Annotated in this window: 24 protein-coding genes and 1 pseudogene; 12 read left to right on the forward strand and 13 right to left on the reverse strand. The window is 67.7% G+C overall.

Annotation, left to right across the window (positions count from 1 at the left end; all coding sequences use genetic code 11):
• Positions 1-10: 10 nt before the first annotated feature.
• Positions 11-2656, forward strand: a complete 2646-nt coding sequence (locus G6N55_RS06150) for a circularly permuted type 2 ATP-grasp protein (protein WP_085226983.1) — start codon at positions 11-13, stop codon at positions 2654-2656.
• Here G6N55_RS06150 and G6N55_RS06155 read toward each other — a convergent pair.
• Together G6N55_RS06155 and G6N55_RS06160 are read right to left on the reverse strand one after the other, a co-directional pair.
• Entirely contained in the window at positions 2653-3708 is a 1056-nt protein-coding gene (locus tag G6N55_RS06155; protein WP_085226981.1) for a zinc-binding metallopeptidase family protein, read from the reverse strand. The two genes, G6N55_RS06150 and G6N55_RS06155, sit on opposite strands and share 4 nt — an antisense overlap.
• Positions 3701-4633, reverse strand: a complete 933-nt coding sequence (locus G6N55_RS06160) for a transglutaminase family protein (protein WP_085227164.1) — start codon at positions 4631-4633, stop codon at positions 3701-3703. Before G6N55_RS06160 ends, G6N55_RS06155 begins: the two co-directional genes overlap by 8 nt.
• Before the next feature lie 91 nt (positions 4634-4724).
• On the opposite strand from G6N55_RS06160, the gene G6N55_RS06165 reads away from it, so the two are divergent.
• Positions 4725-5114 (forward strand): MmcQ/YjbR family DNA-binding protein, encoded by a 390-nt coding sequence (locus G6N55_RS06165; protein ID WP_085226979.1) that lies wholly within the window; start codon positions 4725-4727, stop codon positions 5112-5114.
• A gap of 4 nt (positions 5115-5118) precedes the next feature.
• Here G6N55_RS06165 and G6N55_RS06170 read toward each other — a convergent pair whose 3' ends face one another.
• The 3 genes from G6N55_RS06170 to aspS are packed head-to-tail and all read right to left on the reverse strand — an operon-like array spanning position 5119 to position 8462.
• Entirely contained in the window at positions 5119-6195 is a 1077-nt protein-coding gene (locus tag G6N55_RS06170; protein WP_085226977.1) for an FUSC family protein, read from the reverse strand.
• A gap of 48 nt (positions 6196-6243) precedes the next feature.
• Positions 6244-6690: a nitroreductase family deazaflavin-dependent oxidoreductase gene (locus tag G6N55_RS06175; protein ID WP_085226975.1), complete on the reverse strand. Its 447-nt coding sequence runs from the start codon at positions 6688-6690 to the stop codon at positions 6244-6246.
• Positions 6687-8462: an aspartate--tRNA ligase gene (gene aspS, locus G6N55_RS06180; protein WP_085226973.1), complete on the reverse strand. Its 1776-nt coding sequence runs from the start codon at positions 8460-8462 to the stop codon at positions 6687-6689. Before aspS ends, G6N55_RS06175 begins: the two co-directional genes overlap by 4 nt.
• 81 nt (positions 8463-8543) lie before the next feature.
• On the opposite strand from aspS, the gene G6N55_RS06185 reads away from it, so the two are divergent.
• The 3 genes from G6N55_RS06185 to ypfJ are packed head-to-tail and all read left to right on the forward strand — an operon-like array spanning position 8544 to position 10821.
• Positions 8544-9410 carry an oxidoreductase gene (locus tag G6N55_RS06185; protein ID WP_085226971.1) on the forward strand — a complete coding sequence of 289 codons (867 nt, stop codon included), beginning with the start codon at positions 8544-8546 and terminating at the stop codon, positions 9408-9410.
• A gap of 9 nt (positions 9411-9419) precedes the next feature.
• Positions 9420-9923: an SRPBCC family protein gene (locus tag G6N55_RS06190; RefSeq protein WP_085226968.1), complete on the forward strand. Its 504-nt coding sequence runs from the start codon at positions 9420-9422 to the stop codon at positions 9921-9923.
• Positions 9924-9942: 19 nt separating this feature from the next.
• The gene (ypfJ, locus tag G6N55_RS06195) at positions 9943-10821 is read left to right on the forward strand and encodes a KPN_02809 family neutral zinc metallopeptidase (protein ID WP_085226966.1); all 879 of its coding nucleotides are present in this window, start codon (positions 9943-9945) and stop codon (positions 10819-10821) included.
• On the opposite strand, the gene G6N55_RS06200 is transcribed toward ypfJ, so the two are convergent.
• Together G6N55_RS06200 and G6N55_RS06205 are read right to left on the reverse strand one after the other, a co-directional pair.
• A complete protein-coding gene (locus G6N55_RS06200) occupies positions 10818-11690 on the reverse strand; it encodes a dihydrodipicolinate synthase family protein (RefSeq protein WP_179968123.1) in 873 nt (290 codons plus the stop codon). The two genes, ypfJ and G6N55_RS06200, sit on opposite strands and share 4 nt — an antisense overlap.
• A gap of 8 nt (positions 11691-11698) precedes the next feature.
• Positions 11699-12484, reverse strand: a complete 786-nt coding sequence (locus G6N55_RS06205; protein WP_085226964.1) for an aldolase — start codon at positions 12482-12484, stop codon at positions 11699-11701.
• A 53-nt stretch (positions 12485-12537) separates the two neighbouring features.
• Here G6N55_RS06205 and G6N55_RS06210 point away from each other — a divergent pair, with 53 nt between their 5' ends.
• Both G6N55_RS06210 and G6N55_RS06215 read left to right on the forward strand, forming a co-directional pair.
• Positions 12538-13056 (forward strand): helix-turn-helix domain-containing protein, encoded by a 519-nt coding sequence (locus tag G6N55_RS06210; protein ID WP_085226962.1) that lies wholly within the window; start codon positions 12538-12540, stop codon positions 13054-13056.
• Positions 13053-13391: a gamma-glutamylcyclotransferase family protein gene (locus G6N55_RS06215; RefSeq protein WP_085226960.1), complete on the forward strand. Its 339-nt coding sequence runs from the start codon at positions 13053-13055 to the stop codon at positions 13389-13391. The genes G6N55_RS06210 and G6N55_RS06215 overlap by 4 nt, the downstream gene beginning before the upstream one ends.
• Here the strand turns inward: G6N55_RS06215 and G6N55_RS06220 are convergent, their stop codons facing one another.
• A complete protein-coding gene (locus tag G6N55_RS06220; RefSeq protein WP_085227160.1) occupies positions 13392-13820 on the reverse strand; it encodes a hypothetical protein in 429 nt (142 codons plus the stop codon). It abuts the gene before it with no gap.
• 75 nt (positions 13821-13895) lie between these two features.
• On the opposite strand from G6N55_RS06220, the gene G6N55_RS06225 reads away from it, so the two are divergent.
• Together G6N55_RS06225 and G6N55_RS06230 are read left to right on the forward strand one after the other, a co-directional pair.
• Positions 13896-14741, forward strand: coding sequence for a patatin-like phospholipase family protein (locus G6N55_RS06225; protein ID WP_085226958.1), 846 nt, complete (start codon positions 13896-13898; stop codon positions 14739-14741).
• A gap of 174 nt (positions 14742-14915) precedes the next feature.
• Positions 14916-15164 (forward strand): annotated as a pseudogene (locus G6N55_RS06230) (hypothetical protein); the annotation flags it as partial.
• On the opposite strand, the gene G6N55_RS06235 reads toward G6N55_RS06230, so the two are convergent.
• A complete protein-coding gene (locus G6N55_RS06235) occupies positions 15161-16186 on the reverse strand; it encodes an Rv2578c family radical SAM protein (RefSeq protein WP_085226956.1) in 1026 nt (341 codons plus the stop codon). The pseudogene G6N55_RS06230 and the gene G6N55_RS06235 sit on opposite strands and share 4 nt — an antisense overlap.
• A gap of 80 nt (positions 16187-16266) precedes the next feature.
• Here G6N55_RS06235 and helR point away from each other — a divergent pair, with 80 nt between their 5' ends.
• On the forward strand, positions 16267-18468 hold the full coding sequence (helR, locus tag G6N55_RS06240) for an RNA polymerase recycling motor ATPase HelR (RefSeq protein WP_179968124.1): 2202 nt from the start codon (positions 16267-16269) through the stop codon (positions 18466-18468).
• Positions 18469-18477: 9 nt separating this feature from the next.
• Positions 18478-19788, forward strand: coding sequence for an adenylate/guanylate cyclase domain-containing protein (locus G6N55_RS06245; RefSeq protein ID WP_085226955.1), 1311 nt, complete (start codon positions 18478-18480; stop codon positions 19786-19788).
• A 15-nt stretch (positions 19789-19803) separates the two neighbouring features.
• Here G6N55_RS06245 and G6N55_RS06250 read toward each other — a convergent pair whose 3' ends face one another.
• The 4 genes from G6N55_RS06250 to G6N55_RS06265 form a co-directional block, all read right to left on the reverse strand.
• The gene (locus G6N55_RS06250; protein WP_085226953.1) at positions 19804-21276 is read right to left on the reverse strand and encodes an HNH endonuclease signature motif containing protein; all 1473 of its coding nucleotides are present in this window, start codon (positions 21274-21276) and stop codon (positions 19804-19806) included.
• A 127-nt stretch (positions 21277-21403) separates the two neighbouring features.
• The gene (locus G6N55_RS06255; RefSeq protein ID WP_085226951.1) at positions 21404-21691 is read right to left on the reverse strand and encodes a PPE family protein, SVP subgroup; all 288 of its coding nucleotides are present in this window, start codon (positions 21689-21691) and stop codon (positions 21404-21406) included.
• A 159-nt stretch (positions 21692-21850) separates the two neighbouring features.
• Positions 21851-23113 (reverse strand): histidine--tRNA ligase, encoded by a 1263-nt coding sequence (hisS, locus tag G6N55_RS06260; RefSeq protein WP_085226949.1) that lies wholly within the window; start codon positions 23111-23113, stop codon positions 21851-21853.
• Positions 23110-23772, reverse strand: a complete 663-nt coding sequence (locus G6N55_RS06265; RefSeq protein WP_085227156.1) for an MBL fold metallo-hydrolase — start codon at positions 23770-23772, stop codon at positions 23110-23112. The genes hisS and G6N55_RS06265 overlap by 4 nt, the downstream gene beginning before the upstream one ends.
• Before the next feature lie 104 nt (positions 23773-23876).
• On the opposite strand from G6N55_RS06265, the gene G6N55_RS06270 reads away from it, so the two are divergent.
• Complete coding sequence (locus G6N55_RS06270) at positions 23877-24776, forward strand: peptidylprolyl isomerase (protein WP_085226947.1); 900 nt, start codon at positions 23877-23879, stop codon at positions 24774-24776.
• The last annotated feature ends 100 nt before the right edge of the window (positions 24777-24876 follow it).

Genomic DNA, 24876 nt, shown 5'->3' on the forward strand with positions numbered 1-24876 from the left:
TAGCATCACGATGGCACTCGACCCCTTGGCGGTTATCGGTACGCACGGCGACCACTACGACGCCGACCGGCTGCTGGCCGGCTATCGGACCGCGCGCACCCAGGAAGCGCTGTTCGAGCTGCGCCCCGCCGGCGCGCACGGGGCCGGCTACGACGAATTCCTGGACGAAAACGGCCGGGTGCGGCCGGCGTGGACCGAGCTGGCCGACACGGTCGCCGAGCGTGGCCGGACGGGGCTGAATCAGCTGCGCTCGGTGGTGCACAGCCTGATCGACAACGATGGGATCACCTACACCGAGGTCGATCCCAGCAGCGGCCATGCCCTCGAGCCGCGCCCGTGGAGCCTGGACATCCTGCCGATCGTTATATCCGCGGCCGATTGGGAGGTGCTGGAGGCCGGGCTGCTGCAGCGCTCGCGCCTGCTCGATGCCGTGCTCGCCGACCTGTACGGGCCACGCACCTTACTCACCGACGGCATGCTGCCACCGGAGCTGGTGTTCGCCCATCCCGGTTACGTGCGTGCGGCCAGCGGGATCGAGATTCCGGGCCACCACCAGCTGTTCATGCACGCCTGCGATCTGAGCCGGCTGCCGAGCGGCGCCTTCGAGGTCAACGCGGACTGGACCCAAGCGCCCTCGGGCGCCGGTTATGCGCTGGCCGATCGACGCGTTGTCGCGCACGCGATTCCCGATCTCTACGAGCGGATCGCGCCGCGGCCCAACACACCGTTCGCGCAGGCGCTGCGGCTGGCGCTGATCGATTCCGCACCCGACGACGCCCAAGACCCGGTGGTGGTGGTGCTCAGCCCGGGTATCTACTCGGAGACCGCGTTCGACCAGGCGTACCTCGCGACGCTGCTGGGCTTTCCGCTGGTCGAAAGCGCCGACTTGGTGGTCCGCGACGGCAAACTCTGGATGCGCTCGCTGGGCACCCTGAAACGGGTCGACGTCGTGCTGCGCCGCGTCGACGCGCTCTACACCGACCCGCTGGATCTCAAGGCCGATTCCCGGCTCGGGGTGGTCGGTTTGGTGGAGGCACAACGCCGCGGCACCGTGACCGTCGTCAACACCCTGGGCAGCGGGATCCTGGAAAGCCCTGGGCTGCTGCGCTTTCTGCCTGAGCTGGCCGAACGACTGCTCGGCGAAGCCCCGCTGCTGAACACCACACCGGTGTACTGGGGCGGTAACGCCAAGGAATGCTCGCACCTGCTGGCCAACCTTTCGTCGCTGTTGATCAAATCCACGGTCGGTGGGGAAACCCTTGTGGGACCGACACTTTCGTCGACTCAGCTGGCCGACGTGGCCGCACGGATCGAGCGCATGCCGTGGCAGTGGGCCGGTCAGGAGCTGCCCCAGTTCTCCTCCGCGCCGACCGACCATGCCGGTGTGTTGTCGTCGGCCGGTGTCGGCATGCGGTTGTTCTCGGTTGCCCAACGCAGCGGCTATGCCCCGATGATCGGTGGTGTCGGCTACGTCTTGGCGCCGGGGCCCGCTGCCTACACGCTGAATACCGTTGCAGCAAAGGATATTTGGGTACGCCCGACGGAACGCGCACGCGCGGAGACGATTACGCTGCCGACCGAGGTGCAGCCGGTGAAGACCGCCGCGGGCACCTGGGGGGTCAGCTCGCCTCGTGTGCTGTCCGACCTGTTCTGGATCGGCCGCTACGGCGAACGCGCCGAGAGCACCGCGCGGCTGCTGATGGCCGCCCGCGACCGCTTCCACGTCTACCGCCACCACCAGGAAACCGAGGAGAGCGCGGTGGTGCCGGTGCTCATGGGCGCCCTGGGCCGCATCACCGGCAGCGACACGGGCGCCGACAACGACCACGCCGAGATGATCGCGATCGTCCCGTCGACGCTGTGGGCGCTGACCTTCGACCCGGACCGGGCGGGCTCACTCGTCCAGTCGGTGGAGGGGCTGGCCCTGGCGGCCAGGGCGGTGCGCGACCAGATGTCCAACGACACCTGGGTGGTGCTGGCCACCCTGGAGCGCGGACTCGCGCACCGGGCCGAACCGCCGCAATCGCTGGGCGAGGCCGACACCGTGCTCGCATCGGCACACGGGCGCACCCTGGCCGGGATGCTGACCCTGTCGGGGGTGGCGAGCGAGTCGATGGTGCGCGACGTGGGCTGGTCGATGATGGACATCGGCAAACGGATCGAACGCGGCCTGTGGCTGACCGCGCTGCTGGGAGCCACACTCACCACGGCCCGCACCGCCGACGCCGAACAGACCGTCATCGAGTCGACGCTGGTGGCCTGTGAATCGTCGGTCATCTACCGGCGCCGCACCGTCGGCCAGGTCAGTGTCGCCGCGGTGACCGAGCTGATGCTGTTCGATGCGAACAACCCACGCTCGTTGCTCTATCAGCTGGAGCGGTTGCGGGCCAACCTCAAAGACCTGCCGAGCGCGTCGGGCTCGTCGCGTCCGGAGCGGATGGTGGAGGAGATCAGCACGCTGCTGCGCCGGTCGAGTCCCGCCGAGCTGGAAGCGGTGGACGGTGATGGGCACCGCGAAGAGCTGGCGGACCTGCTCGCCACGATCCACACGGAGCTGCGCGAACTGGCCGGGGTCATCACCAAGACGCAGCTGACGCTGCCCGGCGGCATGCAGCCGCTGTGGGGCCCCGACCAACGACGGGAGATGCCGGCCTAGCCCGCGACGGCGGCCGGCCCCTGCGCGGCCGTCACCACTTCGTCGATGACGTTGTGGATGAACTGCATCTTGTCCATCACCGCGGGAGGCAGCACGAACGGGTAAAGGTCGTCGTGACCCATCGACCGGTTCACCATGTTCAGCGACCACGACAACGGCAGCCACATCTCCATGATGTTGGGAAAAGCGCTGGGGCCCAACGGCGGCCGGTCGAAGGTCGCGGTTGCCGGTGCAAGACCGCACCATGCCGAGGTGTCCAGGGTGTCGCGGATGTGCAGGTAATGAGCGAAGGTCTCGGCCCAATCCTCGGCCGGGTGCATGGTCGCGTAGGACGACACGAAGTTCTCCTGCCAGCCCTCCGGCGCGCCCTCGTTGTAGTGGCGGTCCAGCGCCTCTTGATAGTCGGCGTCGGCATCGCCGAACAGCTCGTTGAAGCGAGCCAGGTAATGGTTGTTCGGGGTGATCAGGCGATAGTAGTAGTAGTGCCCGATCTCGTGGCGGAAGTGCCCGAGCAGGGTTCGGTAAGGCTCGTCCATTTCGACGCGCAGTTGCTCGCGGTGGACGTCGTCGCCCTCGGCCAAATCCATTGTGATGACCCCGTTTTCGTGACCGGTCAGCACCTGCTCGTGAGCGCTGGACAGCAACCGGAAGGCCAGTCCGTAATCGGGGTCCTGCTGGCGTCCGACGATCGGCAGCTTCAGCTCGTGCAGCTCGACGATCAGCCGCCGCTTGGCGGCCTCGGCCTGGGCGAACTCCGACAGGCCGACGGTGTCGGCGTCGTTGGGCCGTTCGGTCGTCAGCGCACACGACGTGCAGCGCAGCCGCGGGTTGTTGACGGGGACAAGCCAATTGCATTCGGCGACTTGAAGATTGGCGCACAGCTGGTACTCGTCGGCGCTCACGAAGCCGACGTGATCGCTGGCGCCGTCCTGGGAGATCACCAGCAGGGCCATCTGGTCGAGCGAAAACCCCAGCGCGCTACCGCAATTCAGGCAAGTGGAGTTCTCGAAAGCCAGCCGCTGGCCGCAGTTGGGACAATTGAAATCACGCATACAGTTCGTCGCCTTCGAAGGGCACCACGTCGACGGCAACGTCGATCACGCTGCGCTCCGAGTCCGTGTAGATGATCCCGCGCAGCGGCGGCACGTCCGCGTAGTCGCGGCCCCGCCCCACGATGATGTAGCGCTGGTCGACCATTTGGTCGTTGGTGGGATCCAGCCCCAGCCATTCGAACTGGCCGGGCTGCTGCGGGGTCCACACCGCGGCCCAGGCGTGGGTGGCGTCGATGCCGATCATCCGTTCCTTTCCGGGCGGCGGGTCGGTGGCCAGATAGCCGGACACGTAGCTGGCCGCCAAACCGTTGGCTCGCAGGCAGGCGATCGCCAGCCTCGCAAAGTCCTGACATACCCCTTCTCGGGCCGCCAGAACCTCATTGACCCCGGTGGAAATCGTTGTCGACCCCGATCGGTAGGTGAAGTCACGGAAGATCCGCGACGTGAGGTCGCGCAGCACCTCGATCAGCGGGCGTCCGGACTCGAAGCTGGGCGCCGCGTAGTCGCGGACTTCGTCGGTGATCTCCGGCGGATTCAGGTCCAGGGCGTACTCAGTCGCCAGCGCTCCCCTGCGCCCGGTCGGCCGGGCGGCCTCCCAGGGTTCGATCGCCGGTCCGCTGCTGTAGCGCTCGGGGGGTGCCGGATAGACGTCGACGATGGAGTCGCTGGTGACCGTCAGGGTGTGGTGCGGCTCCGTGACGTGGAAGTAGGAGCTGATGTTGCCGTAGCCGTCGACGCTGGTGGAGCTGTCGGCCGGGGCGGGGTCGATGGTCAGCCGGTGCGCGACGCAGAGCTGGCGCTGCGAGTCGCGCGGGGTGAGAAAACCACGCCCATACGAGCTGGTCACGACGTCCGAGTAGCGATACTCGGTGCGGTGGGTGATGCGATGGCGGCGGGTGTCCGGGACTTCTGCTGCAGAAGACAACGCGTTCCCTCCCGAGAGCTGCGGATACGTGGTGGGCGACCGATAGCCGATACGGCACCCAAGCGCACCATAGCGGGAGCACAATCGATACGTGGCCACCTGGGACGACGTCGCCCGGATCGTGGGTGAGCTGCCACTCACCTCCGAGCAGTCGCCGCATGACTGGAGGGTCGGCAAGAAGTTGCTGGCGTGGGAGCGGCCGCTGCGCGCTTCGGACCGCGAGGCGCTGTCGGCGAACGGGACGCCGCCGCCCGAGGGCGACATCCTCGGTGTCTGGGTGTCCGACGAGGGCGTCAAGTTCGCCCTGGTCGCCGACGAGCCGGCGATCTACTTCACCACCCCGCATTTCGACGGCTATCCCGCGGTGCTGGTCAAGCTGGCCGAGATCGACGTGCGGGGTCTCGAGGAGCTGATCACCGAGGCCTGGCTGACGCGGGCGCCCAAGAAGCTGGTCCAGGAGTTCCTGACCGGCTCGATCTGAGTCCCTACGACCGACCCAGGTCGATCACCCGCTGCAGATCGTCGACGCATGCCGCGGCGACGTCGGACAACACCACCTCGGACCTTTCCCGGGCGTCCGACAGCAGCGTCGACGCGTGCCGGCGGGCGGCTTCGACGTGGACGGTCGCGGTCGCCGGATCGGACTCGGCGAGTGCCATCGCCTTCGCGAGTTCGTCCAGCAGCGCCTCCGCGGGTTGCGGAAGCCGATGCCCGCCGCCGTCCGGAGCGGGAAGGGCGGCGGGCGCCACGACGCGGGCCAGCTGCAGCACGTTGCCGGCGAGCAGGGCCAGTTGCACGGCCTGGTCCTCGCTGGCCTGCACGGCGTCGCGAAGTCCCCAGCGCCGCGGCGCAACTCGCACCACCTGACGCGCCGTGGTCCGCGCCTGGATCAGCCCACTGAGCTGCTGGTGCACCGTGTCGACGGCCGGCCACGGCCAGTCCTGTGCGGGAGCGCCGCGGCCACGGGCGAGTTGACCGGTGCGATCCAGCACCGAGTGCAGGGTGCGCAGCACCTCGATGCGCGCGCTGCGCAGCACGGCGAGCGGGTTGGCCGGGAGCAGCACGATGGCGACGACGATCGCCAGACCCCCACCGATCAGTGCGTCGAAGATGCGTTCCCAACCGACTCCGCTGCGATAGAGGGCGAGCACCAGAATCGACGACACGACGGTCTGGTTGGCGAACATCATCCCCTGGCCGATATAGCCCTGGCCGATGAAGACCGCGGCCAACAACGCGACCAGCGCCGCGATTGTGATGGACACCGAACCGGGGCCGAACAGCGCCTGCACCAGGGCTCCCGTCCCGATGCCCAGGGTCACCCCGATGATCATCTGGATGGCGCGTTGCGCGCGCAGCACGTTGCTGGTCGACAAGGACACCGCCGCGGCGATCGGGGCGAAGAACGGCTGCGGGTGCTCCAGCACGTCGTGCGCGATGAACCACGCCAGACCCGCCGCGACCGAGGTCTGCACGAGGTAGAACCACACGCCGTGGACGCGCTTCAAACCCCCGACGACGGCTCCACCCGCGAACGGCCGCGTCAGCAGAGATGTGCTCATCCCGCTTGCTTACCGCAGCCCCGGCGCGCGCGGCAATGTGAGAAAGCGTCAGCCGCGCTGCAGTTCGAACAGCGGAATGACCCGGCTTGTCTTCGACTGGTATTCGGCGAAGCCCGGCGCCACGGCAACCACCTTGTCGAACAGCTGCTCGCGCTCGGCGAGCGGCAGTTCGTGCGCCGTCACGCCGTACGCTTGCACTCCCTCGGGGGCGCCGACCTCGATGTGCGCCTGCGGGTTGGCCCGCAGGTTGTGCACCCAGGCCGGATCCTTGGGCGCACCGGCGAACGAGCCGATGATGATCAGCTTGCCGTCGATGGTGAAGTACGCCAGCGGCGATACCCGCTGCTGCCCGGACTTGGCGCCCGTCGTGGTGAGCAGCAACAGGTCGGCGCCTTCGAACTGGCCGCCGACCTTGCCGCCATTGGCGCGGAATTCGTCGGCGATCGCGGTGTTGAACGACTTGACTGTTTCGGTGTCAGGGAACTGTTCGGTCATGCCTGGTCAACCTGTTTGGGTTTGGCATCTATTCCGGATTCCTTGCGCTGTTGGGCCGTGATCGGCGCGGGCGCATCGGTCAGTGGGTCGACGCCGCCGCCGGTCTTCGGGAAGGCGATCACCTCGCGGATGGAGTCCACCCCGGACAGCAGCGCGTTGATCCGGTCCCAGCCGAACGCGATGCCGCCGTGCGGCGGTGCGCCAAAGGTGAACGCCTCCAACAGGAATCCGAACTTCTCCTCGGCCTCGGCCTGGTCCAGGCCCATCACCGCGAACACCTTTTCCTGGACGTCGCGACGGTGGATACGGATCGAGCCCCCACCGATCTCGTTGCCGTTGCAGACGATGTCGTACGCGTCGGCCAGGACGTTGCCCGTGTCGGTCTCGATGGCGTCCTCCTGGCCCGCTTTGGGCGAGGTGAACGCGTGGTGCACCGCGGTCCAGGCGCCGGAACCGACGGCGACGTCACCGGCGGCGGTTGCGTCCTCGGCGGGCTCGAACAGCGGCGGGTCGACCACCCAGACGAACGCCCAGGCGCCGGCGTCGATCAGGTTGAGCCGGTTGGCGATTTCGCCGCGGGCCGCACCCAGCAGCGCGCGCGACGCCTTCGCCGGTCCGGCCGAGAAGAAGATGCAGTCGCCGGGGCCGGCCCCGACGTGGCCGGCCAGGCCGTCGCGTTCGGCGTCGGTCAGGTTCTTGGCCACCGGTCCGGAGAGCTCACCGTCGTCGCCGACCAGCACGTAGGCCAGGCCGCGGTGCCCGCGCTGTTTTGCCCACTCCTGCCAGCCGTCCAGGGTGCGGCGCGGCTGCGACGCCCCGCCGGGCATCACGACCGCACCGACATACGGCGCCTGAAAGACACGGAATGTGGTGTCGGAGAAGAACTCCGTGCATTCGACGAGCTCCAGGCCGAAGCGCATGTCCGGCTTGTCGGAGCCGAACCGTCGCATGGCATCGGCATAGCTGATCCGCGGGATCGGCGTCGGGATCTGGTAGCCGATCAGCGACCACAGCGCGCTCAGGATCTCCTCGGAAATCGCGATGATGTCCTCGACGGCGACGAAGCTCATCTCCATGTCGAGCTGGGTGAATTCCGGCTGCCGGTCGGCGCGGAAATCCTCGTCGCGGTAGCAGCGGGCGATCTGGTAGTAGCGCTCCATGCCGGCCACCATCAGCAACTGCTTGAACAGCTGCGGGCTTTGCGGCAGCGCGTAGAACGACCCGGGGTGCAGCCGGGCCGGCACCAGGAAGTCGCGCGCACCCTCCGGTGTCGAGCGCGTGATCGTCGGCGTCTCGATCTCGACGAAGTCGTGACGCGCCAGCACCGAACGGGCGGCGGCATTCACCTTGGAGCGCAACCGAATTGCCGCGGCCGGGCCGTCGCGACGCAGGTCGAGATAGCGGTACTTCAGCCGCAGCTCCTCCCCCGCCGGCTCGTCGAGTTGGAAAGGCAGCGGCGCACTTTCGCCGAGCACGGTCAGCGACGTGACGTTGAGTTCGACATCGCCGGTGGGAATCTCGGCGTTGGCGTTGCCTTCCGGGCGGATCTCGACCACGCCGGAGACCGCGACGCAGAATTCGGCACGCAACCGGTGCGCCTGCTCCAGCACGTCTGCCGCGCGGAAGACGACCTGCGCGATGCCGGACGCGTCCCGCAGGTCGATGAAGATGACGCCACCGTGATCGCGGCGGCGAGCCACCCACCCGACCAGCGTGACCTGTTGGCCGGCGTCGTGATCCCGTAGCGAACCAGCGGCGTGGCTGCGCAGCACGAATACTCCTCTTGACGTTGGACGACTGACCAGTCTAAGGGGCGGTGTAGCTTCGCTTTTATCGCCACAAACATCGCGCTCGTGGGTCCCGGTGCTGTCGGCACGACGGTCGCCGCGCTGTTGTACAAGGCCGGGCATTCGGTGCTGGTCTGCGGGCGCAGCGCCCGCGACAGCGTCGAACTGCGTCCCGACGGCCAGGACCCGATCGTGGTGCCCGGGCCGGTGCTCACCGATCCCGCCCTGATCTCCGACCCCGTCGACGTCGTGATCCTGGCGGTCAAGGCCACCCAGAACGACGCCGCGGCGGGCTGGCTGTCGCGCCTGTGCGACGAGCACACCATCGTCACCGTGCTGCAGAACGGCGTCGAGCAGGTCGAACAGGTCCAGCCGCTGTGCCCGTCGTCGGCCGTGGTCCCGGGAATCGTCTGGTATTCCGCCGAGACCCAGCCCGAGGGTTGGGTACGGCTGCGCACCGAAGCCGCCCTGGTGCTGCCCGGCGGGCCCTCGGCCGAGAGGGTTGCCGAGCTGTTGCGCGGTGCCGGCTGCCAGGTGGACTGCGACCCGGACCTCCTCACCGCGGGCTGGCGCAAGCTGCTCACCAATGCACTGGCCGGCTTCATGGCGCTGTCCGGGCGCCGCTCCGGGATGTTTCGCCGCGACGACGTCGCCGCGTTGTCGCGCCAGTACGTGGCCGAATGCCTGGCGGTCGCGCGGGCCGAGGGTGCCCGGCTGCCGGACAGCGTGGTCGACGAGCTGACCGACCTGTTCCGTCAGGCGCCGGAAGACATGGGCACCTCGATACTGGCCGACCGGGAGCAGCACCGGCCGATGGAATGGGACATCCGCAACGGGGTGATCATCCGCAAGGCACGCGCGCACAACCTGGCGACGCCGATCAGCGATGTGCTGGTACCGCTGCTCGCCGCCGCCAGCGACGGGCCCGGCTAAATTCAAGCCATGCATGCCTGCGAGCGCGTCGACCTCGACTTCATCGATAACGCGCCATTCGTATTCCGCAACAGCGTCGACCTGACCGTCACACCCGAGCAGCTGTTCGAAGTGCTGGCCGACGCCGCGGCGTGGCCGCGCTGGGCGTCGGTGATCACCATGGTGACCTGGACCAGTCCGGAGCCGCGCGGGGTCGGCACCACCCGTATCGTCGAGATGCGCGGCGACATCGTCGGCGACGAAGAGTTCATCGCCTGGGAACCGTTCACCCACATGGCATTCCGGTTCAACCAGTGCTCCACCAAAGCAGTGGCCGCCTTCGCCGAGGACTACCGCGTCGAGGCCATCCCCGGCGGCTGCCGGCTGACCTGGACCCTGGCCCAAAAACCCGCCGGGCCCGCGCGATTGGCGATGGTCTTCACCGGGCCGCTGTTGAACCTGGGGCTGCGCCGATTTCTCCGCAACCTGCGCCGCTACACCGACAGCCGATTTGCCGCTACGCAACAACGTTAGGTGTGTGCAAAGCTAAATCATGACCTTCAACGAGGGTATGCAGATCGACACCAGCACCGCGGAGTCATCCGGTGGTGGCGGCATGGGGATGGCCCTCGGGGGCGGCGGCGTCGGGCTGCTGATCCTGGTCGCGGCCCTGTTCTTCGGCATCGATCCGGGCAAGGTGATGCCCCCGCCGAGCGCGAACACCGGCGGCTACTCGGCTCCCGGGTTCGACTTGAGCCAGTGCAAGACCGGGGCCGACGCCAACAAGTACGTGCAGTGCCGCGTGGTCGCCACCGGCAACTCCGTGGACGCGGTCTGGCACCAGCTGATGCCGAACTACACCCGCCCGCATGTGCGTCTGTTCACCAGTTCGGTGAACACCGGCTGCGGACCGGCCACCACCGCGGTCGGGCCGTTCTACTGCCCGGTGGACCAGACCGCGTACTTCGACACCGACTTCTTCAAGGAGCTGGTCGACAAATTCGGTTCCAGCGGTGGGCCTTTCGCGCAGGAGTACGTGGTCGCCCACGAATACGGTCACCACGTCCAGCAATTGCAGGGCGTCCTGGGCCGCTCCCAGCAGGGCGCGCAGGGCGCCGGCGGGAACGGGGTTCGCACCGAGTTGCAGGCCGACTGCTACGCCGGCATCTGGGCGCACTACGCGTCGACGGTCAAGCAGGAGAGCACCGGCGTGCCGTACCTAGAGCCCTTGAGCGACAAGGATATTCAGGATGCTCTGTCGGCCGCCGCGTCGGTCGGCGATGACCGGATCCAAAAGGAGTCGACCGGGCGCGTCAACCCCGAGTCGTGGACACACGGATCGGCCGCGCAACGCCAGAAGTGGTTCACCATCGGTTATCAGACCGGCGACCCGCATCAGTGCGACACGTTCGCCTCGACGGATCTCGGCTAAACCCCGGCCAGTAGACCCTTCAGCTCGGCGCGGCCCTGCTCGTCGAGTGGCAGCAGCGGTGCTCGCGGGTCCCCGATCGGGAAACCGAGCAAGTCCAGACCGGCCTTCACTGTGGTGGGCAGACCGCCCGCCACGATGAACTCCAGCAGCGGCTTGAGGTCGTCGTAAAGCTTCTGGGCCTTCTCGAGGTCTCCCGCGCGCACCGCGTCGTACAGGTCGATGCACGGCTGCGGCCGCAGATTCGGTGCGGCCGTGCACCATCCGGAGGCGCCCGCCTTCAGCGCGTCGAGCACCAGCGGATTGCTGCCGTTGTAGAACGGCAGTCGGCCGCCGGACAATTCGGTGATGCGCTGCATGCGCGTCAGGTCACCGGTGGATTCCTTGACCATGGCGACGTTGTCGATGTTCTCGAACATCGAGACCAGCAGCTCGGGGCTCATGTCCACGCCGCTGGTGGCCGGGTTGTTGTAGGCCATGATCGGGATTGAGATGGCGTCGCCGATGCTGCGGTAGTGCTGGAACACCTCGCGCTCGGCGAGCTTCCAGTACGACACCGGCAGGACCATCACGGCGTCGGCACCGGCCTGTTGTGCGTACTTCGCACGCCGAATCGTCTTGGCAGTGGTCACATCTGACACGCCCACCACGACGGGCACCCGGCCGGCGACGGCGCCGATCGTGGTGTCCACCACCGCGTCGAACTCCGGCTCTTCGAGATAAGCCAACTCGCCGGTGCTGCCCAGCGGCGCGATCCCGTGCACCCCGGCGGACACCAGCCGGTCGACCAGCGCGGCCAGCCGGGCGGTGTCGATGCCGTCGTTGAAGGGGGTCACCGGGTAGGCGATGATGCCGTGGATCTTGGCGGACACAGGGCTCCTCAGCTCGTCAGGACATCGGGATGGCGGGCCAGCGCGCGGCGCGCGTAGTAGGCGAAGTTGGCCTGGCTGCGTTTGGGTGTCAGCGTCCAGTCGTGGGCCTCGCGGGCCAGCGGCTCGGGCAGCGGCTTGATCCGGCCGGCGGCCATGGCCGCCAGTTGCAGCTTCGCCGCCCGCTCGATCAGGATCCCAAGCGAGCAGGCCTCCTCGACGCTGGAGCCGGCGATCACCTGCCCGTGATGCGCGAGCAGCACCGCCTTCTTGTCGCCGAGCGCGGCGGCGATGATCTCGCCCTCCTCGTTGCCGACCGGCACCCCCGGCCACTCGGGCAGGAACGCGCAGTCGCCGTAGAGCGGCGTGGTGTCCATGTGGGAGATGACCAGCGGGACCTCCAGCATCGACAACGCCGCCACGTGAAAGGCGTGGGTGTGCACGATACATTGCACATCGGGCCGGGCGCGATAGATCCAGCTGTGAAAACGGTTGGCGGGGTTGGCCATTCCGTCCCCGTCGAGCACGTTGAGGTCCTCGTCGACCAGCAGCAGGTTGGCGTCGGTGATCTCGTCGAACCCGAGGCCCAGCCGTTGGGTGTAGTAGGTGCCGGCGGCTTCGGCGCGGGCGGTGATCTGTCCGGCCAGCCCGGAATCGTGACCCGCGTCGAACAGGGCCCGGCAGGTCAGCGCCAGCTTCTGGCGCGTGGTCAGCTGCGAATCGGCGATGTTGGCGGCCAGCTGCTGCTCGGCGCGACGCATCAGTTCGGGCTTCGAGTCGCCGAACGTGGTTGCCATGACACTAAGGTAACAACTAGGAAACTCTGTGTCATGAGGCGAGAGGCCACGAGATGACCGCACTGCTGCGCGCGGTGCGCCGCCAACGCGGCCTGACCCTCGAGCAACTGGCCGCGCAGACCGGGCTGACCAAGAGCTACCTGTCCAAGATCGAGCGCGGGCAGAGCACGCCGTCCATCGCGGTGGCCCTGAAGGTCGCGCGGGCGCTCGAGGTCGATGTCGGGCGGCTGTTCTCCGACGAGGCGGCCGCGGAAAAGATCACCGTCGACCGCGCCGCCGGGGCCGACGGCCGGCGCTACCGGGTGCTGGCGTCGGCGCTGCTCGGAAAATCCATGTCGCCGTTCGTCGTTCGGCCGACCGCGCGCGACGCCGGCGATACGCATGCCGAACACACCGGTCAGGAATTCGTCTTCGTCCACGCGGGACGAATCGAACTCGACTACGGCGACCAGACCATCGAGCTCGGCACCGGCGACAGCGCGTATTTCGACGCGTCGGTCAGCCACAAGATCCGCGCACTCGGCGGCGAGCCCGCCGAGGTCGTCGTCGTCGCGCAGACCGAACCGCGATGACCGAGCTGTTGTTCTCCTACGGCACCCTGCAACTGCCGGAGGTTCAGCGCGCGACCTTCGGGCGCGAGGTTCCCGGGCACTGCGACGCGATCGTCGGATACGACCTGGACTATGTGACGATCACCGACCCGCACGTGATCACGACCAGCGGCAGCGACCGCCATCCGATTTTGCGGCCCGCCGCGGGTGCCGGCGCGCACGTCGACGGGATGGTGTTCGAGATCAGCGCGACCGAGTTGGCCGCCGCCGACGAGTACGAGGTGCACGACTATCGCCGCATCGCGGTGCCGCTGCGCTCGGGCGTGACCGCGTGGGTGTACGTCTTCGCGGGCTGACTACCCGACCCGGCAGGTGACAGTGGTGGTGGCGTCGGCGTGGGCGACCACCTGGCCGTCCACCGCGATCTCGCAGTGGAACTGTGCCGGGCCGTTGCCGGAATCCGGCCAGTGCAGCATGCCGCTGGCGCTGATGGTCGCGTACTGGTTCGGGTTTGCCAGGGTCACGGTGTAGGTGACCGGCGTTCCCCCGCTGAGCGGTGCCTGCACGCTGGTCATGAACTTCGACGGGTCCGCGCTGTAGGCGGACTGGCTGGGCGGATCCGAACTCACGTAGTTGACGGTGGCGGTCAGATTGTTGGGACTGGTCACGGTGTAGGTCACCTGATGGCCATCCGCATGCGCTGTCGCCGGCCCGAGAATGACTCCCCCGACCAGTGCAAACGTTGCCGACGCGACCGCGCTGGCCCCTTTTCGCAGGTTCGTCATCACGTTCGTCATATCGAAAACGCTACCGGATTCGTTACTCATGGCACTTCCGGTCGAAATGCCTAGTATGCATCTGTGCCCACAGCATTCGTGTTGTCTGGCGGCGCCAGCCTCGGTGCGGTCCATGTGGGGATGCTGCTTGGCCTGGCCGACGTCGCCGAGCGGCCCGACCTGATCGTCGGCACCTCGGTCGGTGCGGTCAACGGCGGGTGGATCGCGTCGCGACCCGACCTCCCCGGAATTCACGGACTGGCCGACCTCTGGATGTCGTTGACGCGAAAAGCCGTATTCCCCGCCCACCCGGTCGCCGGGGCGCTGGGCATGCTCGGACGACGCCCGCACCTGGTGCCCAACACCGGTTTACGGCACATACTGGCCGAACGATTGGAGTTCACCCGGCTCGAAGATGCACCGATTCCCCTGCACGTGGTGGCCACGGACGTGATCTCGGGCACCGACGTTCTGCTGTCGTCCGGAAACGCCGCCGACGCGATCGCCGCCAGCGCCGCCATCCCGGGCATATTCCCACCGGTGCGAATCAACGGGCGCGATCTGATGGACGGCGGCGTCGTGAACAACACTCCGATCTCCCATGCGATCGCACTCGGCGCGGACCGGGTCTGGGTACTACCGACCGGCTACTCGTGCGATCTGCCAGCGGCGCCGAAAACTGCGGTGAATATGGCGTTGCACGCCATGACGCTGGCCGTCAACCAGCGTCTGGCCGTCGACATCGAGCGCTTCGAGTCGGCGGTCGATCTACGCGTCATCCGGCCGCTGTGCCCGGTCGCCATCTCAGGAGCGGACTTCTCTCATTCCGCAGCGCTCATCGAGCAATCGCACGCGGCCACCCGCGAGTGGCTGGCGACGCACCCGCCGTCCACCGGACAGGCCGCATTGCTCGAGCCGCACCGCCACTAGGCGCGGCGTTCACCGCTTGATATGCCTACGGTCGCCCGGCTCGGGTATGAAACATGTATGACCGACGACGCCGACCCGGCCGTTGCAGATGGCGTGCCGGGCATTAGCCGCCGCCGGTTGTTGACGACCAGCGCGACCTCGGCGGTCGTCGGGATGGGTGTCGGCGCGGGCGTCGGGGTGGGCGCGTTTGATCCGTCGGTTGGACGCAAACCGCCGATCTACGTCGTCGAGAATGCACCGTGGTCGGCGTTTCGCGACCGCGAAAACCCATACGGTTTCCTGGCTTTCGACGTCGATCCGGGCCAGCCGGGCGGCAACACCTCGATCAAGGCCACGCACTACGCGCTGCGCGGACCGCTCGGCGCGGTTGCCGTCATCGAGCAGTTCACCCTGACCAAACCCCGCGGGGACAAGCCCGCTTAAAACAGCGTTGGCTGGACGGGTTGCGGCTCGACGGCTTGGGGCGCTTGCGAGAACGGCCGCTGGTCGCCGGTCAACCGGTGTTTGGCGATCAGCGGCGCGGCGCGCGTCCGCAGCATCTCGCGATAGTCCGGCGGCAAATACGCTCCGCGCCGGTATAACTCGCGGTAGCGGCCGACGAGCTCGGGATGCGAACGGGCCAGCCAGGACATGAACCAGCCGCGGGTCGAACGACGCAGATGCAGGCCGAAGACGGTCACGCTGGTGGCTCCGGCGGTCGCGATCTGGCCCAGCAGTCCGTCGAGGTGCTCTTTCGAGTCGGTGAGGTGTGGCAGCACCGGCGCGACCATCACATGGCAGTCGAGGCCGGCATCCCGGATCGCGGCGATCAGACCCAGCCGCGCCTGCGGCGTCGGCGTGCCCGGTTCGACGTCGCGGTGCAACTCCGGATCGCCGACCGCCAGCGACACCGCGACTGACACCGGAACCTGTTGGGATGCAACGTAAATCAGCGGCAGATCGCGGCGCAGCAGGGTGCCTTTGGTCAGGATGGACAGCGGGGTGCCGGATTCGGCGAGGGCGCCGATGATGCCCGGCATCAGGGCGTACCGACCCTCGGCGCGCTGATAGGGGTCGGTGTTGGTACCCAGCGCGACGGCTTCGCCACGCCACGACGGCCGGCGCAACTCGCGGCGCAATACCTCCGCGACATTGGTCTTGACCACGATCTGGGTGTCGAAGTCGGTGCCGGGGTCGAAGTCCAGATACTCGTGCGTGGGCCGGGCGAAACAGTAGCGGCAGGCGTGCGAACAGCCGCGGTAGCCGTTGACGGTGTAGCGAAACGGCAGCGCGGCGGCCTCCGGAATCTTGTTGAGCGCCGATTTGCAGAGCACCTCGTGAAACGTGATGCCCTCGAATTGCGGTGCGCGCACGCTGCGGATCAGGCCGATCCGCTGTAGACCTGGTAATGCCCCGTCGTCGACCGGTTCCCCGTTGACAGCGACGGCCTGATTCGCCCACCGCATCCCGCTATTCGAACAATTGTTCGATGGGTTGTCAAGCGGGCCCCTACACTTGGCCGAGATGGAAAGTGGCGGAGGGGTAATTGTCGAATCCTGGGTATGACGGCGAACTGCGGTCCGAGCAGGCCTACGTGACGGAGCTCTATGAGCGGCTCGACGGCGAACGGGCACGGGCGAAGGACAAATTCCGTGCGGCATTGCTGGGCGACGGCGAGAACCTTTCGGACCGGGATGCCGAGGTGCGCGCGGTGGCCAGGGAGGTCAGGCGGCTGGACGTGGCGGACTACGGGCTGTGCTTCGGGCGGCTGGACGCGCTGTCCGGCGAACGCTCCTACATCGGCCGCATCGGCCTGTTCGATGCCGACAACGAGTACCACCCGCTGCTGCTGGACTGGCGGGCACCGGCCGCGCGCGCCTTTTACGTCGCCACCGCCGCCAGCCCCGAGAACATGCACCGGCGCCGCCAGTTCCACACCCGCGGCCGGCGCGTGGTCGACTTCACCGACGAGCTGTTCGGCCGACCCGGTGCTGACGCGCAAGGCGACGCGGCCTTGCTGGCGGCGGTCAACGCGCCGCGCGGCGAGGGAATGCGCGACATCGTGGCGACCATTCAGGCCCAGCAGGACGAAATCATCCGGCTCGATCACCCGGGCGTCCTGGTGATCGAGGGCGGCCCCGGAACGGGGAAGACGGTCGTCGCACTGCACCGCGTCGCCTACTTGCTCTACACCCAGCGCGAGCGCATCGAACGCCACGGAGTCCTTGTGGTGGGCCCTAATTCGGCGTTCCTTCGCCACGTCGATCGCGTATTGCCGTCGCTGGGAGAGTCCAGCGTGGTGTTCATGACGCCGGGCGACCTGGTGCCCGGGATGAACGTCACCGCCGAGGACAGCCCGGAATGTGCGGCGTTCAAGGGCTCGCTGAAAATCCTCGACGTGCTGGCCGCCGCGATCGCGGATCGGCAACGGCTGCCGGAACGCCCGCTGGAGATCGAACTCGCGGACGTCACGATGCGTATCGACGCCGAGATCGCCGGGTGGGCACGAGACGAGGCCCGCGGCAGCGGACAGCCGCACAACCAGGCCCGCGCGGTGTTCGTCGACATCCTCACCTGGGCGCTGACCGAGCGGGCCATCGCCCGGATCGGCCGGGGCTGGCTGACCCGCGAGGACCGCAACGCATGGGAACAGCTGCGCACCGATCTGCTCGCCGAGCTCGCGGACAACGAACAGTTCGCCGCCGCGCTCGACCGGCTCTGGCCGACCCTGACACCGCAGGACCTGTTGACTTCGCTGTACCTGTCCCCCGAGCGGCTGCATGCCGTGGGTGCTCCCCAGTCGCTGTTGCGCGTACAGGGCGATCCCTGGACGGTGTCAGACGTGCCGCTGCTCGACGAACTGGTCGATCTGCTGGGCCGTGACAAGGCGGCCGAGTCCGCCGCGGCCAGCGCCGAGCGGGAGCGCAACTACGAAGCCGAGTATGCCGCCGGGGTGCTGGACCTGCTCGAGATGCGCAGCGAGGACTCGATGGACGACGAGGAGCAGTTGCGCGCCCAGCACATGATCTACGCCGAGGATCTGGCCGAGCGATTCCTCGAGCGCGATACCCGCGAACTCGCCGAACGTGCTGCGGCGGACCGGGATTGGACCTACCGGCACGTTGTCGTCGACGAGGCTCAGGAGCTGTCCGAAATGGACTGGCGGGTGCTGATGCGGCGCTGCCCCGGCCGGTCCTTCACCGTGGTCGGCGATCTCGCCCAGCGGCGCTCGGCGGCCGGGGCGACATCGTGGGAAGCGATGCTGAAGCCCTACGTGGCGAGCCGATGGGATTACCGGCCGCTGTCGGTCAACTACCGCACCCCGGAGGAGATCATGACGGTCGCCGCCGCGCTCCTCGAGGAGTTCGCGCCCGGGGTCCAGCCCCCGGAGTCGGTTCGCTCGTGCGGCGTGCGGCCCTGGTCCAGAAAGGTCACCGACGACGAATTGGCCGGTGCGATAGATGAATTCGTCAGCGAGGAGGCCGACCGCGAAGGCACCAGCATCGTGATCGGTCCACCCAGTGTGCCGGGCACGGTGCCCGCCTCGCAGACCAAGGGCCTGGAGTTCGACGCCGTGCTGGTCGTCGACCCGCAGCGCATCCTCGCCGACGGCCCACGCGGCGCGGCCGAGCTCTATGTCGCCCTTACCCGCGCCACCCAACGACTCGGGGTGCTACACCGAGACCCGTTGCCGCAGGCGCTGTCCGGCTTGGTCGAGTACGAGACAGGCGCTGGGGCCCGGACTTAGACTTCTGCGGTGTTCTCCGAGACGCGGTATGCGATGAACGGCGACCTGCGCGTCGCCTACCGCGCATCACCCGAGGGCGACCGCGACATTGTTTTCGTACCGAACTGGTTCACCAACTGCGAAGTCTTTCCGGAGCTGCCCGGTGTGCAGGGGTGGATGGAGGCCATGACGTCGCTCGGGCGATTGATCCTCTTCGATCAGCCGGGCACCGGAGCGTCGGATCCCGTCGAGCCGGGCGCACTGCCGACCCTGGAGCAATGGGCCGACAGCATCACCGCGGTGCTCGACGCTCTCGAGATCCCCGAAGCGGCTCTGGTCACGTATGCCGGTGCACTCTCGACGGCCGCACTGTTCGCGGCGACGCACCCGTCTCGCACCAGCGCGCTCGTCGTGGTCGAGAGCACGACGGACGCGGCACTGCGCACAAACGCGATGGACGAAATCGGCAACGCGGCCCCGGCCTTGTGGGGAACGGGTGAGATCGAACGTCTGCTCAACCCGGATATGCCGTGGAATGAGGAGATCCGCGCCGCGTGGGCCCGGCACGAGCGCCTGGCAGCGAGCCCGCGGACGGTTGAGCTGGTGTTCCCGCTCATCGCCGAGGTCAACGTACTGGCGATTCTCCCGGCCGTCCGCGTGCCCACCCTCGTCCTCCACCGCCGCGACGATCCGCTCCTTCCGCTGGCGAAAGGCAAGGAAGTCGCCGATCTCATCGAGGGTGCGAAATTCGTTGAGCTGCCGGGGCGTAACTTCTATCACGTCGTCGAACCGTGGCGAGATTCCTTTCAGGAGATCGCCGAGTTCCTCACCGGCGAGCAGCCCGACGTCGCCGACGACCGTGTTCTGGCGACGGTGCTGTTCACCGACATCGTGGACTCGACGCGCCGCGCCGCGGAATTGGGCGACCGGGACTGGCGAGCGCTGCTCGACGGGCACGACGCCATCGTGCGTGCTCAGCTCAATCGCTTCCGGGGCCGCGAAGTGAAGACCTCGGGCGACGGCTTCCTGGCGATGTTCGACGGCCCGCAGCGAGCGATCCGCTGCGCCATGGCGATTCGCGACGCCGTGCATACGCTCGGCATCGAGGTGCGTGCCGGGCTGCACACCGGCGAGTGCGAGGTCCGCGGCGACGATATCGGCGGGATCGGCGTGCACATCGGGGCGCGGGTGAGCGCCCTGGCGGGGGCGAATGACGTGCTTGTGTCCAGCACGCTGCGCGACCTGGTGATCGGCTCCGGACTCGAGTTCGAGGCGCGCGGCACTCACCAGCTCAAGGGCGTACCTGATGAGTGGCGCCTGTTCGCCGTCGCCTCCGCGTAAACTGTTGCTGGGCAATCAGAATGGCGGTGGTTCGGGATCGCAAGTCCGCGAGGGTTTTCGGTGGGCCGTGCGCGCTTCGTGATTCTGCCGGCGCTCGGTGGCAATGCGCGCGGCCCGATTTTGCGCGCGCGTGCGGCGCCGTCGGGGCATCATCGCGGTCCGGTCACCGCAGTAGTCCTGTGGCAGGTCGGCTTCGGGCGCCGCCAGAGCGCCCGTCGCCAGGCACAGGCTCGGAAACAGCAGCGCGCTGCCCGGTGTGGTGACATGGGTTTGCCCGCCCGGCGACGTCAAGATCAGCGTCCCGTCGGGCAACTGCTTGTCACGCCATCCCCAGAAGGTTTTGACCAGATGATGAGTCCGGCAGTAGCACTTCAGGTTTGACGCATGCGTCGGGCCGCCGTCGGCGTACGGGATCGTATGGTCGAGGTCACACTCCACCGCCGGGCGGTCGCAGCCCGGCCAGCGGCACGTCAGGTCCCGGCACCGCACAAAGTCCTGCAGCGCCCGGGAAGGCACATATCCGCGCTCGGGCGGGGCGTCGGCGGGATGCACAAGCGGCACCAATCTGGCCGACTTCGCCAGTTCCGCAATAAGTTCCGGTGCGATCAGGCCGTCCGCACCGAGCTGGGACGCCGGCGCCGAGCCGCGACCGTCGATGCTGGCCTGCTCGGCGATCACGTGAATGACGACGGGCGATGCGGCCGGACGCCCGCCCGCCGCGCAGTCGGATCGGCCACACCGGCAGCCCAGCCGATCGGCGGCCACTGCCAGCGCCCCCAGCGCATCGGCCCGACGCTGTTCACGGCCTCGCGGGTCGTGTTCACACACCGTGGCAGCCAACGCATTCAACCGCTTTTCGAGTGCCCGCGCGTCGGGCGTCAACAGGGAACCGTAGATCTCGGAAGTGCCATCTCCAAGATCGCCGATCCAGATCTCGCGGCCGACCTGCCGTTTGGTGCGCCGCCGTACGCCGTCCGCATCCGCTCTCACGACGACCCTGTCGACCTGCCCGGCCAGGCGCCCCTGGGTCATCGATGGCCAACGCGGCACGTTGACCGCCAGCTCCGCGTCGACCCTGGCCAGTATCTCGTCGTCCGTCAACAGGTCGGTGCGATAGACGATGGTCTGAAACGTCCGATAGTCGATATCGCCGGCCCGGAAAACTTCCGCGACCTTCGGCAGCCGTTCCCGCATCGCGCGGGCGTACCGAAGGCGGCTGGCCGCCAGGCCCTGACTGATCCGCAGTGCCGCGGCCACCTCGGCGGTCACCGCCTCCACGGTGTCGACCGCCCACGCTTCGGTGTCCGAACAACCAGAGAGCCGGTAGGCGAACAATTCCCCGATCGCCACCAACTGGGTGGCCGCCGCCCGGTTCTCGAAGCGTGCGGACGAGCAGATGCGATCCACCAACGCCGCGGAATCGGATGTGGTGCAGGGATAGCGTCGCTCGAAAAGCTCGTCGATCGCTTCACTTCCACTCGAACGCATGTTCGAATCATATCACGCCCCGGCGACACGATATGCGCGCGTACTCCCCAGTGGACGGGTTGACCTTGGCCGAGCGCAGGGCAGTCAGAAAATCACGTGACACAAGTGATTTGGCGCCGCGGCGGGCTTAGGCCTCTTCAGCCAGGGACTCTTCGGCATGCGGAGAAACGGCCCGGCGACCGGTCATCAGGCCCATCAAGCCGTCCTGGTAGGTGAGCCCGGGCGGTTTGCCCTTGGGCGCGGCCGGCAGCTCATCGGGCTTGGGAGCCGACTTCGGCCAGGCCGGCGGTACTGATAACGATCCCAGCGCGGGCGACGCGCCCAGTGCCGCGCACTTCACCACAACGCTGGAGAAGTCGCGGAACGACTTCACGGTCGGAGGGTTTGTCTTGCTCTGCGTTTCGGCACCGTCCACCGACGTCTCCTCACCCGGCAACCAACGGACAGGCGACGGTGCCTGCCCCGCGCAATCTTGCACGACCGTACAATAAGTGCGGGCCGCAGTGGGCGGGTTTGCTGAACATTTGTTGACGGACTTGCTAATTTCCGCCGGCTCGGGCAAAACCGGCGGCGACTATCGGCTGAAACGCGAAAGCACGTCGGCGACAACCGAATCAAGGGGCACCGACACCTGCTCCCCCGTCGCCAGATCCTTGACGCCGATCGTGCCGGACTCGAGATCGCGATCCCCGGCCACCAGCGCGACGCGGGCACCGGAGCGGTCGGCCGCGCGCATCGCACCCTTGAGCCCCCGGTCGCCGTAAGCGAGATCCACCCGCAGGCCGGCGGCACGCAGTTCACCGCCCAGCACCGCCAGCCGCAGTTTGGCCGCGTCACTCAACGGCACCCCGAAGACGTCGCAGCGCGTGGTCTCCCCCACGCTGCGGCCCTCGGCCCGCAATGCCAGCAGCGTGCGGTCCACACCGAGCCCAAAACCGATGCCCGACAGGTCTTGTCCGCCGAGCTCGCGCATCAGCCCGTCGTAGCGCCCACCGCCGCCGATCCCCGATTGGGCACCCAGCCCATCGTGCACGAACTCGAACGTGGTCTTGGTGTAGTAGTCCAGCCCACGCACCATCCGCGGGTTGATCACGTAGGGCACACCCAGCGCATCGAGGTGGGCCAGCACCGTGTCGAAGTGCTGCTTGGCCCCGTCGGACAGGTGGTCGAGCAGCACCGGTGCGCCGGCCGTCATGGCCTTCACCTCGGGCCGTTTGTCGTCGAGGACGCGCAGTGGGTTGATCTCGGCACGCTGGCGCGTCTCCTCGTCGAGATCGAGCCCAAACAGATACTCCTGCAACAGTTCCCGGTACTGCGGTCGGCAACTCTCGTCGCCCAGCGAGGTGATTTCCAGTCGGAAGCCGTCCAGGCCCAGCGACCGGAATCCGGCGTCGGCGATCGCGATCACTTCGGCGTCCAGCGCCGGGTCGTCGACGCCGATCGCCTCCACGCCCACCTGCTGCAGCTGGCGATACCGGCCGGCCTGAGGGCGCTCGTAGCGAAAAAACGGTCCGGCATAACAGAGTTTGACCGGCAGCGCGCCGCGGTCCAGGCCGTGCTCGATCACCGCGCGCACCACCCCGGCGGTGCCCTCCGGCCGCAGCGTCACCGAGCGGTCACCGCGGTCGGCGAACGTGTACATCTCCTTGGAGACCACATCGGTGGATTCGCCGACGCCGCGGGCGAACAGCGCGGTGTCCTCGAAGATGGGCAGCTCGATATCGCCGTATCCGGCCCGGCGCGCGGCACCGAGCAGGCCCGAGCGCACGGCGACGAACTGCGCCGAGTCGGGCGGAAAGTAATCCGGCACTCCCTTGGGTGCGCTGAATTCCGTCATCCGGTCAGGCCCTCGAGGAACGGGTTGAATCGTCGCTCGGCGCCGATCGTGGTGGAGTTGCCGTGGCCGGGCAGCACCACCGTGTCGTCGTCGAGCACCAAGAGCTTGTCGATGATCGACGTCAGCAAATCGCGGCCGCTGCCGCCGAACAGGTCGGTGCGGCCCACCGAGCGCTCGAACAGCGTGTCGCCGGTGAACACCACGTCCTTGTCCCCTACCACCCGGAAGACCACCGATCCGCGGGTGTGTCCGGGGGTGTGATCGACGTTGACGCTGACATTGCCCAGGTCGATCTTGTCGCCGTCGCGGTCCAGCTCGACCACCTGCTTGGGCTCACGGAAGAACGCACCCGTCATCACCTGCGCCAGCCGCGGACCCATGCCGAAGATCGGGTCTTTGAGCATGAAGCGATCCTCGGGATGGATGTAGGTCGGGCAGCCGTAGGTGTCGGAGACCTTCTGCGCGGACCACATGTGGTCGATGTGCCCATGGGTGAGCAGCACCGCGGCCGGGGTCAGCCGATTCTCGTCAAGGATGCGCCGCAGCGGAGCCATCGCACGCTGCCCCGGATCGACGATAACGGCGTCCGCTCCGGGTCGATCGGCCAGCACATAGCAGTTGCACTGCAACATGCCGGCGGAAAATCCGGTGATCAACACGCTCACCAGTTTCCCACGGGGGCCACTTGACACCGCTGACCGCGGTCACATTAGCCTGAGCCTGCTACCACGCCCCCGCTTACAACCATGGAGGCATACCGGCCGTGCCGACCAACGAACAGCGACGCGCCAACGCCAAGCGCAAACTCGAACGGCAGCTCGAACGCCGCGCGAAGCAAGCTCGCATCCGCCGGATATTGCTCATCGCCGGGGGCGCGGTTGCCGCCATCGCGGTGATCGCGGCGGTGGTGATCACCGTGATCAACACGAACAACAAGCACAAGGACAACACCGCGGCGCCGACGACCAGCAACTCGCCGGCGGCGTCGGGCACGACGACTCCGCAAAGCGGGCAGGTTCCGCCGGTTCCGCCGTTGCCGGCGTTCAAGCCGTCCGACAGCGTCGGCGCGAACTGCCAGTACCCGCCGTCGCAGGACCCGGCCGCCAAACCGGTCAAGCCGCCGCGCACCGGCAAGGTGCCGACCGACCCGGCGCAGGTGAGCGCCAGCATGGCGACCAGCCAGGGCAACATCGGCCTGATGCTGGCGAACAACGAATCGCCTTGCACGGTCAACAGTTTCGCGAGCCTGATCGGACAGAAGTACTTCGACAACACCAAGTGCCACCGGCTGACCACTTCGGACACGCTGGGCGTGCTGCAGTGCGGCGATCCCAAGGGCGACGGCACCGGCGGGCCGGGCTACCAATTCGCCAACGAGTATCCGACCGACCAGTACCCGCCGAACGACCCCAAGCTGCGGGAGCCGGTGCTCTACCCGCGCGGCACCCTCGCGATGGCCAACGCCGGCCCCGGCACCAACGGCAGCCAGTTCTTCATGGTCTACAAGGACTCCCAGCTGCCGCCCCAGTACACCGTTTTCGGCACGATTCAGCCCGACGGCCTGGCCGTTCTGGACAAGATCGCCAAGGGCGGCATCAATGGCGGCGGTGAAGACGGAGCCCCGACCAGCGAAGTCACGATCAAATCCATCCTGCTCGACTAGAACGCGGGGTGGCCCAACACGCGTCGCCGAGGATTCGTGCGAACTTGGTCGCCACCTTTAAGGTCATTGCGTGGTGACGGAGTCATTCGGACATTACGAG

This window comes from Mycobacterium florentinum (assembly GCF_010730355.1).
Taxonomy (GTDB): Bacteria; Actinomycetota; Actinomycetes; order Mycobacteriales; family Mycobacteriaceae; genus Mycobacterium; species Mycobacterium florentinum.